The sequence below is a fragment of the Ditibartonella choladocola genome, from assembly GCF_002007565.1.
Classification (GTDB): Bacteria; Pseudomonadota; Alphaproteobacteria; order Rhizobiales; family Rhizobiaceae; genus Bartonella; species Bartonella choladocola.
In genome coordinates, this window is record NZ_CP015625.1 from 213,537 (window position 1) to 233,730 (window position 20,194).

Below are 20,194 nucleotides of genomic sequence, written 5' to 3' on the forward strand. Positions count from 1 at the left end.
ACTTGTTTTGTCCTGAACGCAAGTCTTTAGAACTATTCTCTTTAAATGTTGAACGGATTCACGGAATTTTATTGAGGCGGTGTGCCATTTTTCTTCAAAAAATCACCGGCCATATAAAGTGAACCTGCAACAAGAACAGTTCTTTGAGGTGTTGTGCCTGCAATTTTTTGGAAAGCGTCTTCAATAGATGAGGTGGTTTGTGCTTTCAAACCGGCTGAAAGCACAACTTTAGCCAATTCTTCAGGCGCTACACCGCTATCGCTCGACAAAACCGGCACAGTATAAACTTGGTCGACAAGCCCGTTTAGTTCTTTGAAATAGTGGAAAGAATCTTTCGTATTAATCATACCGGCGACCATTGTCACCGGTCCCGCTCCTTTTTCTTTCCAGTGCCTGATTTCTTGTGCAATGACTTTCGCACCTGCCGGATTATGCCCGCCATCGAGAAAAACTGTCATCGTTTCCGGTAAAGAATCAATCAGTTTGCCGTGCCTGATACGCTGCATTCGCGCGGGCCAGACAATATTTTGCATGGCTTTGGCAATATTTTGATCGGTCAATTTGAAACCGGCATGGAGAACAGCTTCAATGGCGCTCGCTGCATTGCTGATTTGGTGGTCACCGCGAAGCGAGGGAAGCGGAAGCTCTATCAAACCGTTTTCATTTTGGAAAACCATATGCCCATGGTCATTATAGGCTTGGAAATCTTGACCATAAACAACAAACGGTGCGTGGCGTTCTTGCGCGATGGTTGTCAAAACGTCGATAGCACCATCGCTTTCCTGCTTGCCAATGACAAGCGGAACCTCTTCTTTGATAATGCCGCCTTTTTCAAAAGCGATTTTTTCAACCGTATTACCGAGTAAAGCAACATGATCGAGCGATATGGGCATAATGAGAGAAACGGCGGGCTTTTTAATGACGTTGGTTGCGTCAAAACGCCCGCCCAGCCCCACTTCAAGAATGACAGCATCAGCCGGATGTTCGGAAAAAAGCAGAAAGGCAACAGCCGTCAATAACTCGAAAACCGTAATCGGTTCATCATGATTGGCTTTTGTTACCCGTTCTATTGCATCGGCAAGAGTGTCATTATCGACAAATTTGCCACCACCTTTTCGACCTATCCGGTAGCGCTCGTTCCAATGAACAAGATGGGGAGATGTATGGACATGAACACTATATCCGGCACTTTCAAGAAGCGCACGGCAAGTTGCTGCTGCCGACCCTTTTCCATTGGTGCCCGCAATATGGATTATCGGAGGCAATTTCAAATGCGGATTGCCGAGATTTTCCAAGAGCCGCGAGATGCGTTCGAGCGAAAGGTCAAACCCTTTCGGATAGCGCTTGAGAAGGCTATTGATAAGCGTGTCTACCCGATTTTCGGTCATTTTATTTCATTTCAAGCGGCTTTATTACCGTGATGTTTGCCCGCATGATGTTCAGGAGCCGGCAATTTCATCATCAAGCGTAAAAGCTTTGCAATGGTCGACTTCAGTTCAAGTCGTGAGACCACCATATCAACCATACCATGTTTGAGGAGATATTCGGCACTCTGAAAACCTTCCGGCAACTTTTCGCGAATGGTTTGTTCAATCACGCGAGGACCGGCAAAACCGATCATGGCACCGGGTTCGGCTATATGAACATCGCCCAGCATGGCATAAGAAGCAGTAACACCACCTGTCGTCGGATTGGTTAAAACAACAATATAAGGAAGCTTTGCATCCTTCATCATTTCAACCGCAACAGTGGTGCGTGGCATTTGCATGAGTGAAAGTGTGCCTTCCTGCATACGGGCGCCGCCAGAGGCCACAAACAGCACCAAAGGCCGTTTTTCCTGAATGGCTGTTTCAAATGCCTTGATAATGGCTTCACCTGCCGCCATACCGAGAGAACCACCCATAAAGGCAAAATCCTGCACAGTGGCTATAATAGGGAGGCCTTCAATGGTGCCACGTGCATTCAGAATATCGTCGTCAACACCGAGTTTCGAGCGATAATCTTTCAAACGGTCAATATAGCGCTTTTCATCGCGGAATTTCAGCGGGTCGATGACAACCTTCGGATTTTCTAAAAGTTCATAGGCGCCATCGTCGAAAAAGCTTTCCAGACGGGCTTTTGCAGGCATACGCATATGATAGCCCGAATTCGGAACGACATATTGGTTTTTTTCGAGATCTTTATGAAATACCATTTCACCGCTGGCAGGGTCTTTGACCCATAAATTTTCTGGCATCTCACGACGACCAAACATCGAGTTGATCTTCGGACGAACATAATTGGTAATCCAGTTCATCTATGTCACCTTATCCTGTTTGTTGGCAAAGCTTCAATTCAGCCTTTTCTGGCTTCCGATACACCTGCACTCAATTGCTTTACAAGGTCGCTTGCCGCTTTTGCCGCATCACCCTTCGGGTGGCCATTTTCATCAAGAGTAGAAGCAATGGCATTGACAATTGCACTTCCGACCACAACACCATCAGCAGCGCGACCGATTTTTGCTGCCTGTTCTCCGGTTTTGATACCGAAACCGACAGCAATCGGCAAAGACGTGTGTTTCTTAATATTTTCCACCGCTTTCGCTACAATATCGGTGTCGGGCAAGGCTTGACCGGTAATGCCCGTCATCGAGACATAATAGACAAAGCCGGAGGTATTTTCCAGTACTTTCGGCAGCCGTTTATCATCGGTTGTCGGCGTTGCCAGACGAATGAAATTGATGCCCGCTTTGACGGCAGGTAAGCAAAGTTCATTATCCATTTCCGGTGGCAAATCAACAACAATCAAACCGTCAAGATCGGCTTTTTTGGCGTCGACCAGAAATTGATCCACCCCATGCACATAGATCGGGTTATAATATCCCATCAGCACAATCGGCGTGGTCTGGTCGGTTTTGCGGAATTCACTAACGAGTTTTAAAGTTTTATTGAGTGTCTGTCCGGCTTTCAAAGCGCGGATACCCGCGGCTTGAATCGTCGGGCCATCCGCCATCGGGTCGGAAAAGGGCATTCCAAGCTCGATAATATCGCTACCGGCTCTCGGAAGTGCTTTCATAATTTCAAGTGACGTGTCAAAATCCGGATCACCCGCCATCATATAGGTTACAAGAGCCGGACGATTGTTATTCTTGGCTTTTTGAAATGTTTCTTTGATACGTGTTGTCATAGCCGTTCTCTCAAACTCACATATTCATGCCAAGAAGTGTTCCGACTGTGTGAACATCCTTGTCACCACGACCGGAAAGATTGACAATGATAATCTGTTCTTTATCCATCTTCGGCGCTTCCTTGATGGCTTGCGCAACCGCATGCGAGGATTCAAGCGCCGGTATGATGCCTTCAAGGCGCGTCAAAAGCTGGAAGGCTTCCAGTGCTTCTGTATCAAGAATCGGCACATATTCAACGCGGCCTTTGTCTTTGAGCCATGAATGTTCCGGCCCCACACCCGGATAATCAAGGCCTGCCGAAATCGAATGGCCTTCCAGAATCTGGCCATCGTCATTCTGGATAAGATAGGTACGATTGCCGTGCAAAACCCCCGGACTTCCGGCAGTCATCGAAGCACAATGCTCGTTGCCTTTAAGGCCACGACCACCTGCTTCAACACCGATAATTCTGACAGTTTTATCGTCAAGGAAGGGATAAAACAGGCCGATCGAATTTGAACCGCCGCCAACGGCAGCAATCAGCAGATCGGGAAGGCGGCCTTCGCGTTCGAGGATTTGTTCTCTTGCTTCTTTGCCGATGACAGATTGGAAATCCCGAACCATTTCCGGATAGGGGTGCGGGCCTGCAGCAGTGCCGATAAGATAATAGGTGTCGCGGACATTGCTCACCCAATCGCGCAAAGCTTCATTCATGGCGTCTTTCAATGTGCCGTTTCCGGCTTTGATCGGATTGACCTTGGCACCTAGAAGTTCCATGCGGAAAACATTGGGTTTTTGCCGCTCGACATCGGTGGCGCCCATATAGACAACACAAGGCAGGCCGAAACGCGCGCATACGGTGGCTGCTGCAACGCCGTGTTGTCCGGCGCCGGTTTCGGCAATGATACGGGTTTTGCCCATGCGACGCGCAAGCAGAATTTGTCCCAGACAATTGTTGATTTTGTGGCTGCCGGTGTGGTTCAGATCTTCCCGTTTCAAATAGATTTTTGCACCGCCAAGATGCTTGCTCAAACGCTCGGCATAATAGAGTTTTGACGGACGGCCCGCATAATTGGTGGAAAGATTTTTCAGTTCGATGTTGAAAGCCGGGTCATCCTTGGCCTCGTTATATGCTTTCTCCAATTCCAGAATAAGCGGCATCAATGTTTCGGCAACAAAACGCCCGCCATAAATACCGAACATCCCCGCTTCATCGGGGCCTGTCTTGAAGGAATTGATTTCAGCCGACTTTTCCACGTCAGTCTCCTTAATTTTTTACGGCTTTTTTGACAGAATCAAAAAAACCTTCAATCAATTTTGTGTCCTTAACACCGGGGGCACTTTCAACGCCACTTGAAACATCAAGAATGTCGGGAGAAGCAGTCCTTATCGCTTCTTCCACATTTTGCGCATTCAACCCACCGGAAAGCACGGTTTGACTATCTTCGTCAAGCGACTTTAACAGCGACCAGTCAAAAGACACACCATTACCTCCCGGCAATTGTGAGCCTTTTGGAGCTTTGGCGTCAAATAAAAACATATCGGCTATACCACGATAGGCAGAAACCTGATCGAAATCCGATTGCTCACGGATAGAAAAAGCTTTGATAACGGGTAATCCATAAGTCGTTGCAAGCTGTTTCACGCGTTCGGGTGTTTCGTGGCCATGAAGCTGGAGAATATCCGGTTTGACATGAGAAACAATGTTTGAAATCAGGTCATCATCGGCATCGACAGTAACGGCAACAAGCTTGACCGGCTTTTTGACAAGCGGGCGCAATAGCTCTGCCTCTTCAATTGAAAGATGGCGCGGGCTTTTGGCAAAAAAGATAAAGCCGATATAATGCGCACCGTTGTCGATGGCAGCTTTAATTGCTTCAGGTGTTTTCAACCCGCATATTTTTACAAGAGGCTTCATGATCTCTTGTTGTCACAAAAGTCGGATAAAGTCGAGAACATGTTGAAATTGTCCCTGATCTATTGTGACAAGGACTTCTTTTTTATCGACAGGCTTTTATGAAGATAGGTCATCAGTGCCGCAGCAAACAGCGGCGTCAACAAGTTCAGCACCGGCACAGAAACAAAAAGTGCAATGATAAGGCCGCCACAAAATACGTAAAGCGCATTCTGTTTATAGAATTGGTGGGCGTCAAGTTCTGTGCGATGGCGGCAGGCGGCAAATTCAAAATATTCGCGCCCGAACAGATAGCCGTTGATTGCATAAAAAGCGACAAGATTGACGCCGGGGAAGAAATAGAGAATCAAGGCAATGATATTGCCGACAATGCTCAAAGCCAGAAATTTCAGCGATATGACAAGCGAACGGCCGAGCGGCATTGCGCGTCCCGCCGGATCGTCGGGATAATCTGTTTTTTCGATGATTTCGGCTGCATCATCCATAAAATAACCGCCGATCAGCGATGTGATTGGCGCAATTAACAGTGCCATAAGCAGAGCAAGCCCCACCGAAAAGACAATGACGGCAACAAATCCGAGCCAGCCAGCCCAATCGGGAAAATCGGGCATATATTGTTGCAGCCACGGCCAAACATAATAAAGGAATAATTCGCGCAAGCTGAACCATAAAATTGCCAATAAAAGCAATGTGACGCCCAATGCTTTCCATAGCATTGAACGGAAGGGCGGGGTAAATAGGCGCGAAAAAGCGCGATAGGCTGCATCAAAAATCATGGGGATATAAATAGAAAGCGGTCGAAAAGAAACAAGAGGGACTTTAGCTTTCCTGCCTTTTGTGCTCTGAACTGGTAATGAGCGGAGGATAATAAAAATACGGAGAATGAGATGGCACAATATGATGTTTTGACGATTGGTAATGCAATTGTCGACGTAATTGCCCGGACGGACGAAGATTTTCTGGTCAATAACGGTATCATCAAAGGGGCGATGAATTTGATTGATGCAAAACGTGCCGAACTTCTCTATTCACGTATGGGGCAAGCTATCGAAACATCGGGCGGCAGTGCGAGCAATACGGCCGCGGCACTTGCAAATCTCGGTGGAAAGGCCGCTTTTATGGGGAAAGTTGCCGCCGATCATTTGGGGCAGGTCTTTGCCCATGATCTGCGTGGCCAAGGTGTTGTCTATGATACGCGGCCTCTGGAAGGCCGTGCGTCGACCGCACGTTGCATGATTTTCAACACACCCGACGGCGAACGCTCTATGAACACCTATCTTGGCGCTTGTGTCGAATTCGGACCTGAAGATGTCGAAGCAACGAAAGTTGCCAATTCCAAAGTGATTTATTTTGAAGGTTATCTGTGGGACCCGCCACGAGCAAAACAGGCTATGCGGCTGGCTGCAAAAATAGCCCATGAAAACGGAAGACAGATGGCGATCACACTTTCTGATTCTTTCTGTGTAGACCGTTATCGGGATGAATTTCTCGAACTTATCCGCACAGGCACGGTCGATATTGTCTTTTCAAACGAATCGGAACTGCTTTCACTTTATGAAACATCGTCATTCGATATGGCAATTACCGCTATTCGTAACGACGTTCGCGGCTTTGCCTGCGTCACACGCAATGCCAAAGGCTCTATCATTACATCACGGCAAGAAACATTTACGGCCGGTATCTATCCGGTTGAACGGGTTGTCGACCAGACAGGCGCCGGCGACGTTTACGCTGCCGGTTTTCTCTATGGTTATACCAATGATATGTCGTTTATGGATAGCGCACGGCTTGGCGCACTTTGTGCCAGTGCCATTATCCAGCAAACCGGCCCGCGTGCACAATTTTCACTCAGAGATTTTGCAACACAGGCCGGACTGATTCAGGCCGGATAACGAGTATCCGGATAACAACTATATCGACTTTTATTGACCGGCACGCCGTCAGGTGATCGGAAGCGGGCTGAAGGCGCAATCGATTCGAGCTTTCGCCCGCCTCGAATTGTTTTCGGCAATTGTTCATTCCGGCAATTGTTTATTCCGGAAACTAATTGTGTTCGATCAGCCTTACTTATTGATGACCGCAAAGGATAGTTTCAAATCTATAAACCGCCAAAACGGATTGGCAACAAAGGTTCCGGTTCAGCCTGAAACATCCGCTTCAGGCTGGAACACATGTTGCCTTGGTGCTATCGGCTTTTGTGAACGTCTATTCCTTAAGCCGGTTGGTAATTGCATTGAACATGAGTGATGTTTCAAGAGGTTCTGCCAAAGGAGATGGTGTGGCTTTATCCCACGATGACCACTGGACAAACACCATATTCTCTTGTTGGTTGACAACCAGCATCTGCCCGAAAATTCCCATACCCCACATTGTTTCGGAATTGCTCAGGCCAAGTTTGGGTGAAACATTATTGGCAGAATCCGGCACAGCATTGTTCCACCATGCATAGCCGTAACTTCCATCCGGATGCCTCTCATTGACCGAATTTTTGGCTTTGCTCCATGTGCGGGCGTCAACAACCCAATGATCGGGCAGGATGGTTTTGCCATCAGGAACAAAACCGTTATAAAGAACAAACTGGCCGAATTTTCCCCAATCTTCCAACGTCGCATTAAAACCATGGGCGCCGCTATCGTGTTTACCTTTTACATAGCTTTGCCATACGCCATCGCTAACCATGCCGTACGGTTTCCAGATCTTCTCCTCCAAATATTTCGAGATAGGCATTTTTACAGCCTTTTCCAACGTATCTCCGAGAAGCCATGCACCACCTGATGAATATGCCCAAACTTTTCCCGGTGTTGTCTTTATTCCACGTTTTTTGTTGATGACGAGATCATGAACACAAGAATAGGATTCTTCCAATGCTTCGCATTGGGTGAGTTTGGAAAAGTCGGAATTATCATCTTCATAATTTTCATCCCATTCGACACCCGATGTATGTTGCAACAGTTCCCTCAAGGTCACATTTGCCCACACCGTGCCTTTGACATCGGGGTTGTAGCGGATAATTTTATCATCGAGAGATTTGATTTTTCCTTCTTTGATCGCTACGCCAACAAGAGTGGAAACAACAGATTTTCCAACCGAACGAGAAGTCCACAGGGTTTGGGGCGTATTGCCGTGAGAGTAAAACTCCAGCACTACAACACCATTTTTTATCGCCATCAGCGCAACGACCTTGTTGCGCTCTACATATTCCTGCAAATTGTAAGAATGACCGTCAACCGTATAGCTGACGCTCGACATATCGTGTATCTGGCGCGTGAGAGGACGCGGCGTCCCATGTTTGAAAACATCAGCCGGATAAGAGCGGTAGCTATTACGAAAGCCGATAATCCGATCCCTCGAATTCCATTTTAACATGTCTTTGACATCGGGTAATGTTTCATCAATCGGTGTAGGACATTGTGTCAACTCCGGCACGCCGCACGGGGAGTTGGCATAAGTGTTTGGAATTGCACTAAATCCCGCCAATATAATGCTCAAGCCAAATAATTTTATATTCATCGATTTCAATGTCCTTAATTTAATGATCTATGAAATATTCAAGTTTTAAATACCCTAATACTCTTAAGGACTTAATGATATAATAATTTGGAATAAAGCGTTATGTGAATTTCAAATATAAATTTATCGGCGTTGAAAGATTAAAGGGCGGTTTATTTGCCAAAAAAGGTTGCGATTTTTTTAGCAATATGTTGTGCAACTTCATCCTTGCTCATTTTCGGCCATGTTTCGACATTTTCCCGGCTCACACATGAAATCCGGTTATAGTCGCCACCCATAATACTTGTACCATCTTTGGCAATGGCAACATCATTAGCCAAAATGAAATCGGCGCCCTTTTTATCAAGTTTCTTGCGGGCATTTTCGATAAGGTCGTTGGTCTCGGCGGCAAAGCCGATAACGAGTTTCGGCCGGTTCGGGGCATGGCCGATAGTGGCAAGAATATCGGGATTTTCGACCATTTTCAATGTCGGGGCAGATTGGCCTGATTGTTTCTTGATTTTTTGCGTGGCACTTTCGGCGCTGCGCCAATCGGCAACAGCCGCAACAAATATAGCAGCATCGGCAGGCAAGGCATGTTTGACCGCATCGAGCATTTCTATTGCCGTTTCAACATGGTTTGTTTCAACACCATCCGGATCCGGAATGCTGACGGGGCCTGAAACGAGCGTAACACGGGCGCCAAGATGGTGAAGTGCGGCGGCAATTGCATGTCCCTGTTTGCCTGAAGAGCGGTTGGCAAGATAGCGCACAGGATCTATCGGCTCATGGGTCGGCCCCGACGTAACAATGATATGTTTTCCGGAGAGGGGTTTTTCTCCACAATCAAGCATGGATTCGACAGCCGCAACAATCGCGAGCGGTTCACTCATACGACCGCGTCCTGCCTCACCGCGTTCAGCCATTTCGCCGATTTCCGGCCCGATCGTTCTGACACCATCCGTCATGAGAGTGCTGATATTGCGTTGTGTTGCCGGATGTTTCCACATTGCCGGATTCATCGCCGGCGCAATAAGAATCGGTGAATTGGCCGCAAGAAGAATAGCTCCCGCAAGATCATCGGCAATGCCATTTGCCATTTTTGCAATCCGGTCGGCCGTTGCGGGGGCTACAACAATCAGATCGGCTGATCGGGCGAGCCTGATATGTCCAATATCATGTTCATCCTGGCGTTGAAAAAGATCGGTAAAAACATGGCCGCCTGAAAGGCTGCCCGCAGCAAGCGGCGTTACAAATTCTGTCGCAGCTTTGGTCATCACCACAGTAACATTTGCTCCCCGCTCTTGTAATCGGCGAATGAGATCAAGCGCTTTATAAGCCGCAACTCCGCCAGTTATAATCAAAACTATCGACTTTGATTTCAATGATTGCATTTCTTTGGCGCTCGCCGCAGATGGAAAGATTTCGGCACTATGACCGGAGATCAATAAAAGCCGTGCTTCTTCTTCCATAGAACGTTTATTTTTTGCAGCGTTGAGACGAAGTTTTTCCTTCGCTTCATCCGGTAAATTGCGGATTGTAATACTGGCCATGGAAAACCTCCCGAACAATCAAAATAAGCAATCAATGCAATCAAAATATAATCCGGTTTATCTTTTTCAAACCATCACGGCAAGCCGGTCAAACAAATTTATCACTTTTCTCTGTCTGTCACGGGCGAAAAGTTTTCAATAGGCGAACGAAAGTTCATTCACTATAAATTATAAATATTTTTTTAAATTTTTGAATGCGGTCTAATTCTTGATATAAAAATTCACCTCTTATAATAGTATCATAGAAGAAATCGGCTATGTGGAGAAAATATATGCGTTTTTTCTTTCCATGTTTGCTTTCATTTTTATTGTTATTGGATATTTTTGGCGGAGCAACATGGGCTGAAGAGCCGTCTTCGAGCGGGAGCGGTTTTGCTGTTACCGATGATGGCTGGATTTTGACCAATGCACACGTTGTTAGAGGATGCCAACGCGTCGAAATCGGCAATACGGGGGAAGCAGTTGACCTTCGCATGGATTCCCATGACGATCTTGCGCTGATAAAAGCATCGGCTGGTGTGCAAACACGGCCATTGGCATTAAGGCATGATGTTATTCGGTTGGGTGAAGATATTATTGCGCTCGGATTTCCGCTAAACGGGATTTTATCGGATTCGATCAAAATGACGACCGGCAATGTCAACGCCCTTTCGGGCCTTGAAAATGATGCGCGTTACTTACAAATCTCGACGCCGGTTCAACCGGGAAATTCTGGTGGTCCGGTGATCGACAGATATGGTCATGTGATTGGCATTACTACATTGCAATTATCAAAGAGCTTTGAAGATAAGACCGGAATTATGCCACAAAATGTCAACTTCGCAATCAGAGCAGGCGTTGCGGCACTGTTTATGGAAGCACAAGGTTTTAAAGTCTCTTATGCCGATGATGATAAGGGTGCACCTGTTCCTTCCACTGCCGATATTACCGAAAAAACAACGCCTTCGGTTTATAAAATTTTGTGTTATGCCGCGACGCCGACCATCGAGGCCAATCAGACATTAAAGCAGCCATTGCCTCCCTCCAATCCGCCTACCGGCGTTCAGGGCAATGTTAACCTACCACCCGTTAATCAGCCTACCGTAACGTTCATTAATCAAAATAATTACGATGCCATCGGGTTTGATTACCGTTCTGTAAAACATGTGAGTTTCGATAATTGCTTGCAAATGTGCGAAAATGACGGGCGTTGTCAGGCACTTACCTACCACAAACGTCTCCATGCCTGTATGCTGAAATATGATGTTGTTGCCCTTATTCGCAATAAAGACGCCGCTGCATCCTTTATCTCAAGCAAAAGGAATAGCGTTAAAATAACCGATTTTATGGCGATGAGTAATGTCGATATTACCGGTGGCGATTACTCTTATATAGAACAAACCGATTATTTTACCTGCTTCATAGGATGTGTTTCCGACCAGCGGTGTATTGCTTTTTCGTTCATCCCCAGAAGAAAGCAATGCTGGCTCAAAGATCGTATGGGAACGCCAAGGGCAAAAAAAGGCGTTGAACTCGGCGTAAAATGACAATTTCGGGTTAAGTGTGGACTCTGTTTTATTGATCTCGTGAAAGAGCACAATGCCGCCGCAAAAAGAGAGGCAGCTTTGAACTTTTATAGCGTCTGCTTTGTCTCACTTTAACTGCGATCAACGATATTCAGGATCAAGCGGGAGCTTGTCATGTCGAATTGCGGAAATTTTGGCTCTGTGACATTAAACGCCATCCATTATTTTGGATCAAGCGGGAAGCCGCCAGCCGCAATACGGTTTAAAGCCACATAACAAACTTGTCGGGTTGACCAGATTTGTTATCATCAAATGACGAGCTTATAAGTGATAATCACCATACAAACAGCGATCAAAACCATAGCATAGCGACCAAAACGGTTTTGTTTTGCCTGCATCAGGGCAAATCTCTTCAGTGTATCATCATCAAGATGAAGTCCATCCTGCGCCATTTTATCAGCACCTTTCTGGATGCGTTCAACGCTTCTGACAAGTTCTGGCGTTCTACGGGCAAAAGTAAGGAGCGATTGCGCCCCCTCGGTCAAGTCTTTCGCCATGCCGATAGGCCCCAAATTTTTTGTAATCCATTCTTTTACAACCGGTTCGGCGGCTTTCCACATGTTGAAATGCGGATTAAGCGAACGGGAAACACCTTCTACAACCACCATGGTTTTTTGTAACAGCAAGAGTTCCGGCCGTGTTTGCATGTCGAAAAGTTCGGTCACTTCAAAAAGCAGGGTCAACAATTTGGCCATCGAAATTGTTTCAGCCGATTGACCGTGGATCGGTTCGCCTATGGCGCGATTGGCCTGTGCAAAGCTTTCCATATTTTGATGGGGAGGCACATAACCGGCTTCAAAGTGCACATTGGCGACACGCCGGTAATCGCGGGTAATAAAGCCATATAAAATTTCGGCAAGAAAACGTTTTTCCTGTTTGCCGAGCCTTCCGGTAATGCCCAAATCGACAGCGACAATACAACCGTCTTTATCGACAAAGAGATTTCCCGGATGCATATCCGCGTGGAAAAAACCGTCTCGCAATGTGTGTTTCAGGAAGGATTGCATGAGCGTGACAGCAAGTGCATCGAGATCGAAACCGGCGGCTTTAAGCCCGTCAATATCCGACATTTTGATGCCGTCAATCCATTCCATGGTCAGAACATCACGTCCTGTGCGCTCCCAATCGACTGCGGGAACACGAAAACCTTTATCATTTCTGGTATTTTCGGCAATTTCAGAGAGTGCCGCCGCCTCAAGGCGTAAATCCATTTCAATTTTAGTGGTTTGTGCAAGCGTGTCGACAACGCTGACCGGTTTTAACCGTCGTGTCGCCGGAACATAGCGTTCCTGCATTTCCGCAGCCAGATAAAATCCCTCAAGATCTTTTGCGAATCGTCGTCTCACGCCGGGGCGGATAACCTTGACTGCGACTTTACGCAGACTCCCGTCAGGATTGCGCACGGTTGCGGGGTGAACTTGCGCCATCGAGGCGGCCGCAATTGCCGGACCGAATTCGACAAAAAGATCATCTATCTTGCGGCCGAGTGAACCTTCGATTTGTGCCACAGCCTGTTCATGCGGAAAGGTATCGACGTGATCCTGAAGGCTCGACAGGTCTTTTGCAACTTCCGATCCGACAATATCAGGGCGTGTTGCAAGAAATTGGCCAAGCTTGATATAGGATGGGCCAAGCTTGTTCATTGCCCGCGACATATTTTCGGAGCGGTTGGTTTTTTTACTTCTTTTTCTGGCAAACCAGCCGGCGAAACGATGGAAAAATGCAAGTGTAGCAGGTAATCCATCGCTTGGAAGTGCGCTTAACACACCTTCACGTGCCAGAATGAATCCGACACGCATAAGACGGAAGGATGCGGTAAGTTTCGACATTCAGATCTTCCAGCCAGAGTGCATTGCGGCAATGCCACCGGTCAGATTGCGGTAGCTGACATGTGAAAAACCGGCTGCCCGTATCATTGCAGCAAAATCTTCCTGCTTGGGAAATTTGCGGATAGATTCGATAAGATAACGATAAGATTCTTTGTCACCGGCAATCATTTGTCCAACGCGCGGTATGCCCTGGAACGACCAGATGTCGTAAAGCTTGTCAAGAATCGGCATTTGTACTTCCGAAAATTCCAGACACATAAACCGACCGCCCGGCTTCAAAACGCGGTAAGCTTCCGACAGTGCTTTGGCAATGTGGGGAACATTACGGATACCGAATGCAATTGTATAAGCATCGAATGTATTATCTTCAAAGGGGAGTTTTTCGGCGTTCGCCTCGACAAAATCAAGATAAGGAAGGAGCCCGTTTTTCTTTGCTCTTTCGCGCCCCACTTCCAGCATGGAACTGTTGATGTCAAGAACCGTTGCATGGGCATGGCGACCGGAAGCTTCGACAATACGAAACGCAATGTCGCCTGTACCACCGGCCACATCGAGAACTTTATACCCGTCGAGATGCGAAGGGTGAAGCCATGCAACAAATGCATCTTTCCACAAACGGTGCATACCTACCGACATGACATCATTCATAATGTCATATTTTTTGGCCACAGAATGGAAAACTCCGTTGACCATCGACTGTTTTTCCGATTCGTCGACTTTCTTGAAACCGAATGTTTCTTCCATCCCGCCTTTTGCGCCGACGCGCTCTGTCTCAGCAGTCATATTTGTGACCTTTCAAATTTATTCCGACTTTTTTCTAACCTAACTTGTCCGTTTAGGGAATGGGTTCTGACGAAAAAGTAGAGCCGGGGGCGCTTCACCCTTTTCATTCCACATGAATGGTTTTATACGACATATAGAATGCTGTAATGAGGAGAAAAGTCTATGGGTTTAACAATTGTTTCCCACCCTCTTGTCCAACACAAATTGACAATGATGCGCCGCAAAGAAACATCGACTGCTGAGTTTCGCCAACTTGTGCGGGAAACAGCATTTTTGCTCGGCTATGAAGTCACGCGCGATCTGGAGCTTGAAACCGTTCACATCGAGACGCCGATGGAAGAGATGGAAGCCCCGATGCTTAAGGGCAAGAAACTCGTTCTTGCCTCGATTTTGAGGGCAGGCGAGGGGTTGCTTTTCGGTATGCTTGATCTTTTGCCTTCTGCGCGCGTTTGTCATATCGGCCTTTACCGCGATCATAATACACTTGAAGCTGTCGAATATTATTTCAAAGCTCCCGAAGATATTTCCGAGCGTCTGGTTATTGTGGTCGATCCGATGCTTGCAACAGGAAATTCTGCTGTCAAAGCCATAGACCAATTGAAAAAACACGGTGCCAAACAGATAAGGTTTGTGTGCATATTAAGTGTTGAACAGGGCATCAAACAGTTGCAAAAGGCCCATCCCGATGTTGATATTTTTACGGCCTCGGTTGATCGTGCGCTTGATCCGGCATCCTACATTCTTCCCGGCTTGGGCGATGCAGGCGACCGTATGTTTGGCACAAAATAATAACGCATAAAATTATAATAATTCAGACGGATGAGTTAAAAAAACGGCGTGTCCGGAACATGGATAGAGCGGAATAATTGCTTGTTTTATGTTCTCCAACCGGTGGCATGATCGGCTAATTTTTCGCCTTTCCGATTTTTTCTGCTTTGAAATTTTTTGAGGCAAATTTATGGGGGGTGCAAAGCTAGGTGACCGGCTTTTACCCATAAAACCCGATTGGGCATTCGTCATTGGCCGTTTTGTTATCGACCATTTTGTAATTGGAAGTTTTGTGGGGCTTGAAACAAAGGCTGACAAATAAAAATTGACCGGCCAACGTCCATTTTTCGGGCTTGTTTTTTAAGGATTTATGAAGTGTGGATGAAAGGGAGGGAAAGCGATTGGCCGTTTCCGTTTCCCTTGGTTTTAAACGCGGTTAAGGTCATGCGGTGTTTTGAACAGACAAATTTGCGCTAAAACCGGTAGATGTTTGCAATGTTCATTGATTAAAAATTGCATTTTGACGGATTGGCCGTCCGAAAAACCGGACCTTTGCAACGGAAGCGGATGTCGCTCTTGTATCGAATATAATAAAAACCATATGCATTAAACGGGTAACAGAAACTTTGACGGTTCTCGTGGCTTGGCAGATCAACAATACAAATGGAGGATTACGAGATGATATTGAAGACTGTGCGCATGATTGCACTGGCAGCAGCTACCGCGACGATTGCCCTTTCCGGTTTTGCAAGCTCTGCTTTTGCAGAACAAAATGCACGCATCAGTTGGTCGGCGTTGACCACAAAACTGGAGCAAAGCGGCTATAAAATTCACGAACTTGATGAAAAGCATGAAGGCTGGAAAGCGGAAGTTATCGACAAAAACAATCAACGCCTCAAGCTTTATATAGATCGTCAGGGCAATATAACGCGCCAAAAAATCGACCATTGATTATCGTGCGTGAATAGTGTCGGATTTTGTAACCGGTATTACGGACGTGTTCCGGATACCGGTTTTTTTGACGAGATGGATGGCAATATCAATATGGCTTACTTCATAACCTTCGGGTGGAAGAGGGAGCTTTTGCACATCCGGATTGTGACCATAAAGCGCAATGACTTCACCGCTTTCATAGTGAAAAAAACTGCTGTTACGGCAATTTGCCATAAAGAAAGATTTTTGCCCTGAAGACGCAACGGGCCTTACCAGTCCGGCTTTGGTAAAGTGATGCAGGGTGTTGTAGATTGTTGCCAGTGAAATATCATTACCGGCACAAACAATATCTTGATGAAGCTTGTTGGCATCTATCAGGTTTGTTTTTCTATCGAGAATATATTTCGCGACAATCAATCTTTGGCGCGTTACACGAAGTCCGCAATTTTCCAATATGTCATAAACGATGTCACGCACCGGACTTTTATTTTTCGTCTTCTCGACGATCGGTCGGATGTGTCGTGTGTAATCCAACATAAACGCTCCTTATCGCCAAATGTCGGCTTGAAAATGAACAAATCCATTTCTCGTTTTTGCAAATAGTTTGCAGTTGCAATTATTAAGAAGGTCTGTTACGCAATAAAGAAATTGCAAATGATTTGCAATAAGAAAAAACAAGTGAGAGGATTTTTGGAAATGAAGCCTGCTTTTTTGCAACAGGTCGGTCTCAAAACATTCATAGCCGCAATCGCAGTTCTGGCTTTGAGTTTCTTTTCGATTGTGGATGGTCATGCCGCTCAAAAATTCAAGGCGGTAACGACATTTACGGTTATTGCCGATATGGCACAAAATGTTGCCGGTGACGCAGCCGAGGTTCAGTCAATAACCAAGCCGGGGGCAGAAATTCATGAATATCAGCCGACACCGCAAGATTTGATGCGGGCACAAGGAGCCAATCTCATTTTGTGGAACGGATTGAATCTGGAATTATGGTTCGAGAAATTTTTCGATAATATTCACGATGTTCCGGGTGTTGTTGTTTCAACCGGCGTCGAACCTATGAGCATCAATGAAGGGCCGTATAACGGTAAACCGAACCCCCATGCATGGATGTCGCCCACATCTGCTTTGATCTATGTCGACAATATCCGCGATGCATTTGTCAAATATGATCCGCAGAATGCGGAAACCTACAAGCAAAATGCAGAAATATACAAAGCCAAGATCAGGGCAACGATTGATCCGATCAAGGAAGAACTTTCAGGCTTGCCGGAAGAGCGGCGCTGGTTGGTGACAAGTGAAGGAGCCTTCAGCTATCTTGCCCGTGATTTCAATTTGAAAGAGCTTTATCTGTGGCCGATCAATGCCGATCAGCAAGGCACGCCCCAACAAGTCAAACATGTTATTGATGCCGTGAACAAATATAACATTCCGGTTGTTTTCTCGGAAAGCACAATTTCGGATGCACCGGCAAAACAGGTCGCCCGTGAAACCGGTGCCAAATATGGTGGCGTGCTTTACGTTGACTCGCTTTCCGAAGCTGACGGCGTTGTTCCCACTTACATTGATCTTCTGAAAGTCACAAGCTCCACCATTGCCAAAGGACTAGCCAAATGAACACAGTGGGGATTTCGGCGTCGCACATTACAGTGACCTACCGTAACGGCCATACAGCCCTTCGCGATTCGAGCTTTGAGACGCCGACCGGTTCTATTACGGCATTGGTCGGTATCAACGGTTCCGGCAAGTCGACGCTTTTCAAAGCCATTATGGGATTTGTGCGTTTGTCTCGCGGCAGCATTACTATTTTCAATATGCCGGTGCGCAATGCATTAAAGAAAAATCTTGTCGCTTATGTGCCGCAATCGGAAGATGTCGATTGGAATTTTCCGGTTCTTGTCGAAGATGTTGTCATGATGGGCCGTTATGGCCACATGAACTTTTTGCGTCAGCCCAAAGATGTCGATTATGCCGCCGTGACAGATGCATTACAGCGGGTAAATATGCTTTCCTTTCGCAAGCGCCAGATCGGTGAATTGTCCGGTGGGCAAAAAAAGCGCGTTTTTCTTGCGCGCGCTATAGCGCAGGAAGCAAAGGTCATTTTGCTTGATGAACCGTTTACCGGAGTAGATGTCAAAACCGAAGACCAGATTATCGCATTGCTTAAAGAAATGCGCAAAAGCGGTGCGGTTATGCTGGTTTCCACACATAATCTTGGTTCTGTACCCGAATTTTGCGACCGCACCGTTTTGATAAAAGGGACGGTTCTGGGTTATGGGCCGACATCCGAAATTTTCACCGAAGAAAACCTCACCGAGACCTTTGGCGGTGCGTTGCGTCACCATATGGTTAAACCTTCGGATATGACCAATGGCGCAGACGTTGTCAGCGATGATGAAAGCCCGCTTATTCTTTATCCCCGACAGAAAAAGTGACTGTGATGATAGACTGGCTTGTCGAACCGTTTTCTTATGATTTCATGATAAATGCAATGTGGGTTTCCGCATTGGTTGGTTGTGTTTGCGCATTCCTGTCGGCATTTTTGATGCTCAAAGGCTGGTCGCTGATCGGCGATGCGCTTTCCCATTCGATTGTGCCCGGTGTTGCGGGAGCCTATATGTTGGGGCTGCCTTTTTCGCTAGGCGCTTTTTTTTCGGGAGGCCTCGCCGCCTCTGCCATGTTGTTTTTCAACGAGCGGACGAAATTGAAAGAAGACACCATCATAGGCCTTATTTTTTCGTCCTTTTTTGCGCTCGGATTGTTTATGAAATCATTGAGGCCGATGGCTGTCAGCATCGACACGATTGTACTTGGTAATATTCTGGCGGTGAGCCCCGCAGATATTTTCCAGCTTGCTCTGATCGGCGTTGTCTCGCTCGTTATACTTTTCATTAAATGGAAAGATATGATGGTGACTTTCTTTGACGAAAATCATGCCCGTTCAATCGGAATAAACACCAAGGGATTGAAAATTCTGTTTTTTGCGTTGCTTGCGGCTTCAACAGTGGCGGCCATGCAGACAGTGGGTGCTTTTCTGGTTATCAGTCTTGTCGTCACACCGGGTGCAACCGCTTATCTGATAACCGATCGTTTCCAGCGTTTGATTGTTCTTTCGGTCCTGATCGGCATTCTCACAAGTGTAGTCGGCGTTTATTTAAGTTATCTGATCCACGCCCAGACCGGCGGCGTGATTGTATTGTTGCAGGCACTATTATTTGCTTTGAGTTTTATCTTTGCGCCCAAACACGGTTTCATTGCGGCACGGCTGCGTGCACGGAAAGTACAATCATGATAGATACGCTTTTGTTTCCCTTCCAATTTCCTTTCATGATCCGGGGAATGCTGATTACAATGATTGTTGGCGTGCCGATGGCAATGCTATCCTGTTTTTTGATTTTGAAAGGTTGGTCGCTTTTGGGGGATGCAATCTCGCACGCCGTTTTTCCGGGTGTCGTCGCCGGTTATATGATGACGCCGGCAGCACTATTTGTTTTGGGGCTTATCCCCTTTATCGGTGCCGAGGCAATCAACCGGTCCGATGTGACCATGGCAATGATGGCCTTCGGTGCATTTCTGGCTGGCATGGTATGTGCGGTTCTCACCGGTTTTTTGGGGGCAAATAGCCGCATCAAGCAAGACACGGTCATGGGGGTTGTGTTTTCTTCAATGTTCGGTTTGGGACTTGTTCTGGCAACCAGTATAGAAAGCGAACTTCATCTCAATCACATTCTGTTTGGCCATTTATTGGGCGTAAACCGGATTGATATTTTTGAAACTCTCTTCATCTCGGTTTTGGTGGCCGTTACCCTTGGTGCAAAATGGCGCGATTTTCTGCTTTTTACGTTTGATCCCATTCAGGCAAAAGCTGTAGGGCTCAATGAACGGTTTTTGCATTATGCTTTATTGACAATGATTTCGCTGACAATCGTTGCGGCATTGAAAGCCGTCGGGATAATATTGGCTATTTCATTGCTCATTGCGCCTGGTGCCATTGCCTATCTTGTAACAAAACGTTTCTCATTAATGATTGTTATCGCGATCGCCATTGCGGTTATAAGCAGCTTTCTCGGCGTTTATTCAAGCGCGTTTATCGGTTCTGATGCGGCATCGACAATTGTATTGATAATGACCGTTCTTTTTATCGTTGCGTTCGGCTTTATATCAATTGCAGCACATATCCGTTCATCAGCAACTTGAGTGTTGACCCCGTTTAA

20 protein-coding genes are annotated in these 20,194 nt (G+C 46.6%); 9 read left to right on the forward strand and 11 right to left on the reverse strand.

From position 1 onward, the window contains the following. Positions 1-68: 68 nt before the first annotated feature. The 6 genes from BBC0122_RS00995 to BBC0122_RS01020 form a co-directional block, all read right to left on the reverse strand. Positions 69-1,388, reverse strand: a complete 1,320-nt coding sequence (locus BBC0122_RS00995) for a bifunctional folylpolyglutamate synthase/dihydrofolate synthase (RefSeq protein WP_077990461.1) — start codon at positions 1,386-1,388, stop codon at positions 69-71. Between the two features lie 11 nt (positions 1,389-1,399). Continuing rightward, on the reverse strand, positions 1,400-2,296 hold the full coding sequence (gene accD / locus BBC0122_RS01000) for an acetyl-CoA carboxylase, carboxyltransferase subunit beta (protein ID WP_077990462.1): 897 nt from the start codon (positions 2,294-2,296) through the stop codon (positions 1,400-1,402). 38 nt (positions 2,297-2,334) lie between these two features. Further along, positions 2,335-3,165, reverse strand: a complete 831-nt coding sequence (trpA, locus tag BBC0122_RS01005) for a tryptophan synthase subunit alpha (protein WP_077990463.1) — start codon at positions 3,163-3,165, stop codon at positions 2,335-2,337. A gap of 16 nt (positions 3,166-3,181) precedes the next feature. Beyond that, complete coding sequence (gene trpB, locus BBC0122_RS01010) at positions 3,182-4,348, reverse strand: tryptophan synthase subunit beta (protein ID WP_077994388.1); 1,167 nt, start codon at positions 4,346-4,348, stop codon at positions 3,182-3,184. Positions 4,349-4,412: 64 nt separating this feature from the next. Next, positions 4,413-5,063 carry a phosphoribosylanthranilate isomerase gene (locus BBC0122_RS01015; RefSeq protein WP_077990465.1) on the reverse strand — a complete coding sequence of 217 codons (651 nt, stop codon included), beginning with the start codon at positions 5,061-5,063 and terminating at the stop codon, positions 4,413-4,415. Between the two features lie 59 nt (positions 5,064-5,122). Next, positions 5,123-5,836 carry a sulfate transporter family protein gene (locus BBC0122_RS01020; protein ID WP_077990467.1) on the reverse strand — a complete coding sequence of 238 codons (714 nt, stop codon included), beginning with the start codon at positions 5,834-5,836 and terminating at the stop codon, positions 5,123-5,125. A 111-nt stretch (positions 5,837-5,947) separates the two neighbouring features. On the opposite strand from BBC0122_RS01020, the gene BBC0122_RS01025 reads away from it, so the two are divergent. Beyond that, positions 5,948-6,952 (forward strand): adenosine kinase, encoded by a 1,005-nt coding sequence (locus tag BBC0122_RS01025; protein WP_077990468.1) that lies wholly within the window; start codon positions 5,948-5,950, stop codon positions 6,950-6,952. 313 nt (positions 6,953-7,265) lie between these two features. Here the strand turns inward: BBC0122_RS01025 and BBC0122_RS01035 are convergent, their stop codons facing one another. Further along, positions 7,266-8,570 carry a serine hydrolase domain-containing protein gene (locus BBC0122_RS01035; RefSeq protein WP_188318058.1) on the reverse strand — a complete coding sequence of 435 codons (1,305 nt, stop codon included), beginning with the start codon at positions 8,568-8,570 and terminating at the stop codon, positions 7,266-7,268. Between the two features lie 152 nt (positions 8,571-8,722). Next, a complete protein-coding gene (gene coaBC, locus BBC0122_RS01040; protein ID WP_077990472.1) occupies positions 8,723-10,102 on the reverse strand; it encodes a bifunctional phosphopantothenoylcysteine decarboxylase/phosphopantothenate--cysteine ligase CoaBC in 1,380 nt (459 codons plus the stop codon). A 272-nt stretch (positions 10,103-10,374) separates the two neighbouring features. Between coaBC and BBC0122_RS01045 the strand changes: the two genes are divergently transcribed. Beyond that, on the forward strand, positions 10,375-11,628 hold the full coding sequence (locus BBC0122_RS01045) for a trypsin-like peptidase domain-containing protein (RefSeq protein ID WP_077990475.1): 1,254 nt from the start codon (positions 10,375-10,377) through the stop codon (positions 11,626-11,628). A 287-nt stretch (positions 11,629-11,915) separates the two neighbouring features. On the opposite strand, the gene ubiB is transcribed toward BBC0122_RS01045, so the two are convergent. Both ubiB and ubiE read right to left on the reverse strand, forming a co-directional pair. Next, on the reverse strand, positions 11,916-13,496 hold the full coding sequence (ubiB, locus tag BBC0122_RS01050; protein WP_077990476.1) for a 2-polyprenylphenol 6-hydroxylase: 1,581 nt from the start codon (positions 13,494-13,496) through the stop codon (positions 11,916-11,918). Next, complete coding sequence (gene ubiE / locus BBC0122_RS01055) at positions 13,497-14,279, reverse strand: bifunctional demethylmenaquinone methyltransferase/2-methoxy-6-polyprenyl-1,4-benzoquinol methylase UbiE (protein ID WP_077990478.1); 783 nt, start codon at positions 14,277-14,279, stop codon at positions 13,497-13,499. A gap of 162 nt (positions 14,280-14,441) precedes the next feature. On the opposite strand from ubiE, the gene upp reads away from it, so the two are divergent. The 3 genes from upp to BBC0122_RS01065 all read left to right on the forward strand — a co-directional run bounded on the left by upp (position 14,442) and on the right by BBC0122_RS01065 (position 15,998). Next, positions 14,442-15,068 carry a uracil phosphoribosyltransferase gene (upp, locus tag BBC0122_RS01060; protein ID WP_077990479.1) on the forward strand — a complete coding sequence of 209 codons (627 nt, stop codon included), beginning with the start codon at positions 14,442-14,444 and terminating at the stop codon, positions 15,066-15,068. 169 nt (positions 15,069-15,237) lie between these two features. Next, positions 15,238-15,369 carry a hypothetical protein gene (locus tag BBC0122_RS13280; protein WP_257788080.1) on the forward strand — a complete coding sequence of 44 codons (132 nt, stop codon included), beginning with the start codon at positions 15,238-15,240 and terminating at the stop codon, positions 15,367-15,369. Between the two features lie 356 nt (positions 15,370-15,725). After that, positions 15,726-15,998 (forward strand): PepSY domain-containing protein, encoded by a 273-nt coding sequence (locus BBC0122_RS01065; RefSeq protein WP_077990480.1) that lies wholly within the window; start codon positions 15,726-15,728, stop codon positions 15,996-15,998. Here the strand turns inward: BBC0122_RS01065 and BBC0122_RS01070 are convergent, their stop codons facing one another. Beyond that, complete coding sequence (locus BBC0122_RS01070; RefSeq protein WP_077990482.1) at positions 15,999-16,517, reverse strand: Fur family transcriptional regulator; 519 nt, start codon at positions 16,515-16,517, stop codon at positions 15,999-16,001. 159 nt (positions 16,518-16,676) lie between these two features. Between BBC0122_RS01070 and BBC0122_RS01075 the strand changes: the two genes are divergently transcribed. Genes BBC0122_RS01075 through BBC0122_RS01090 form a run of 4 tightly spaced genes read left to right on the forward strand, consistent with a single transcriptional unit; the run spans position 16,677 to position 20,177 of the window. Further along, entirely contained in the window at positions 16,677-17,597 is a 921-nt protein-coding gene (locus BBC0122_RS01075) for a metal ABC transporter substrate-binding protein (protein WP_077994392.1), read from the forward strand. Then, a complete protein-coding gene (locus BBC0122_RS01080) occupies positions 17,594-18,415 on the forward strand; it encodes a manganese/iron ABC transporter ATP-binding protein (RefSeq protein WP_077990483.1) in 822 nt (273 codons plus the stop codon). The genes BBC0122_RS01075 and BBC0122_RS01080 overlap by 4 nt, the downstream gene beginning before the upstream one ends. 5 nt (positions 18,416-18,420) lie before the next feature. Further along, the gene (locus tag BBC0122_RS01085; RefSeq protein WP_077990485.1) at positions 18,421-19,272 is read left to right on the forward strand and encodes a metal ABC transporter permease; all 852 of its coding nucleotides are present in this window, start codon (positions 18,421-18,423) and stop codon (positions 19,270-19,272) included. Beyond that, complete coding sequence (locus tag BBC0122_RS01090) at positions 19,269-20,177, forward strand: metal ABC transporter permease (protein WP_077990487.1); 909 nt, start codon at positions 19,269-19,271, stop codon at positions 20,175-20,177. Before BBC0122_RS01085 ends, BBC0122_RS01090 begins: the two co-directional genes overlap by 4 nt. The last annotated feature ends 17 nt before the right edge of the window (positions 20,178-20,194 follow it).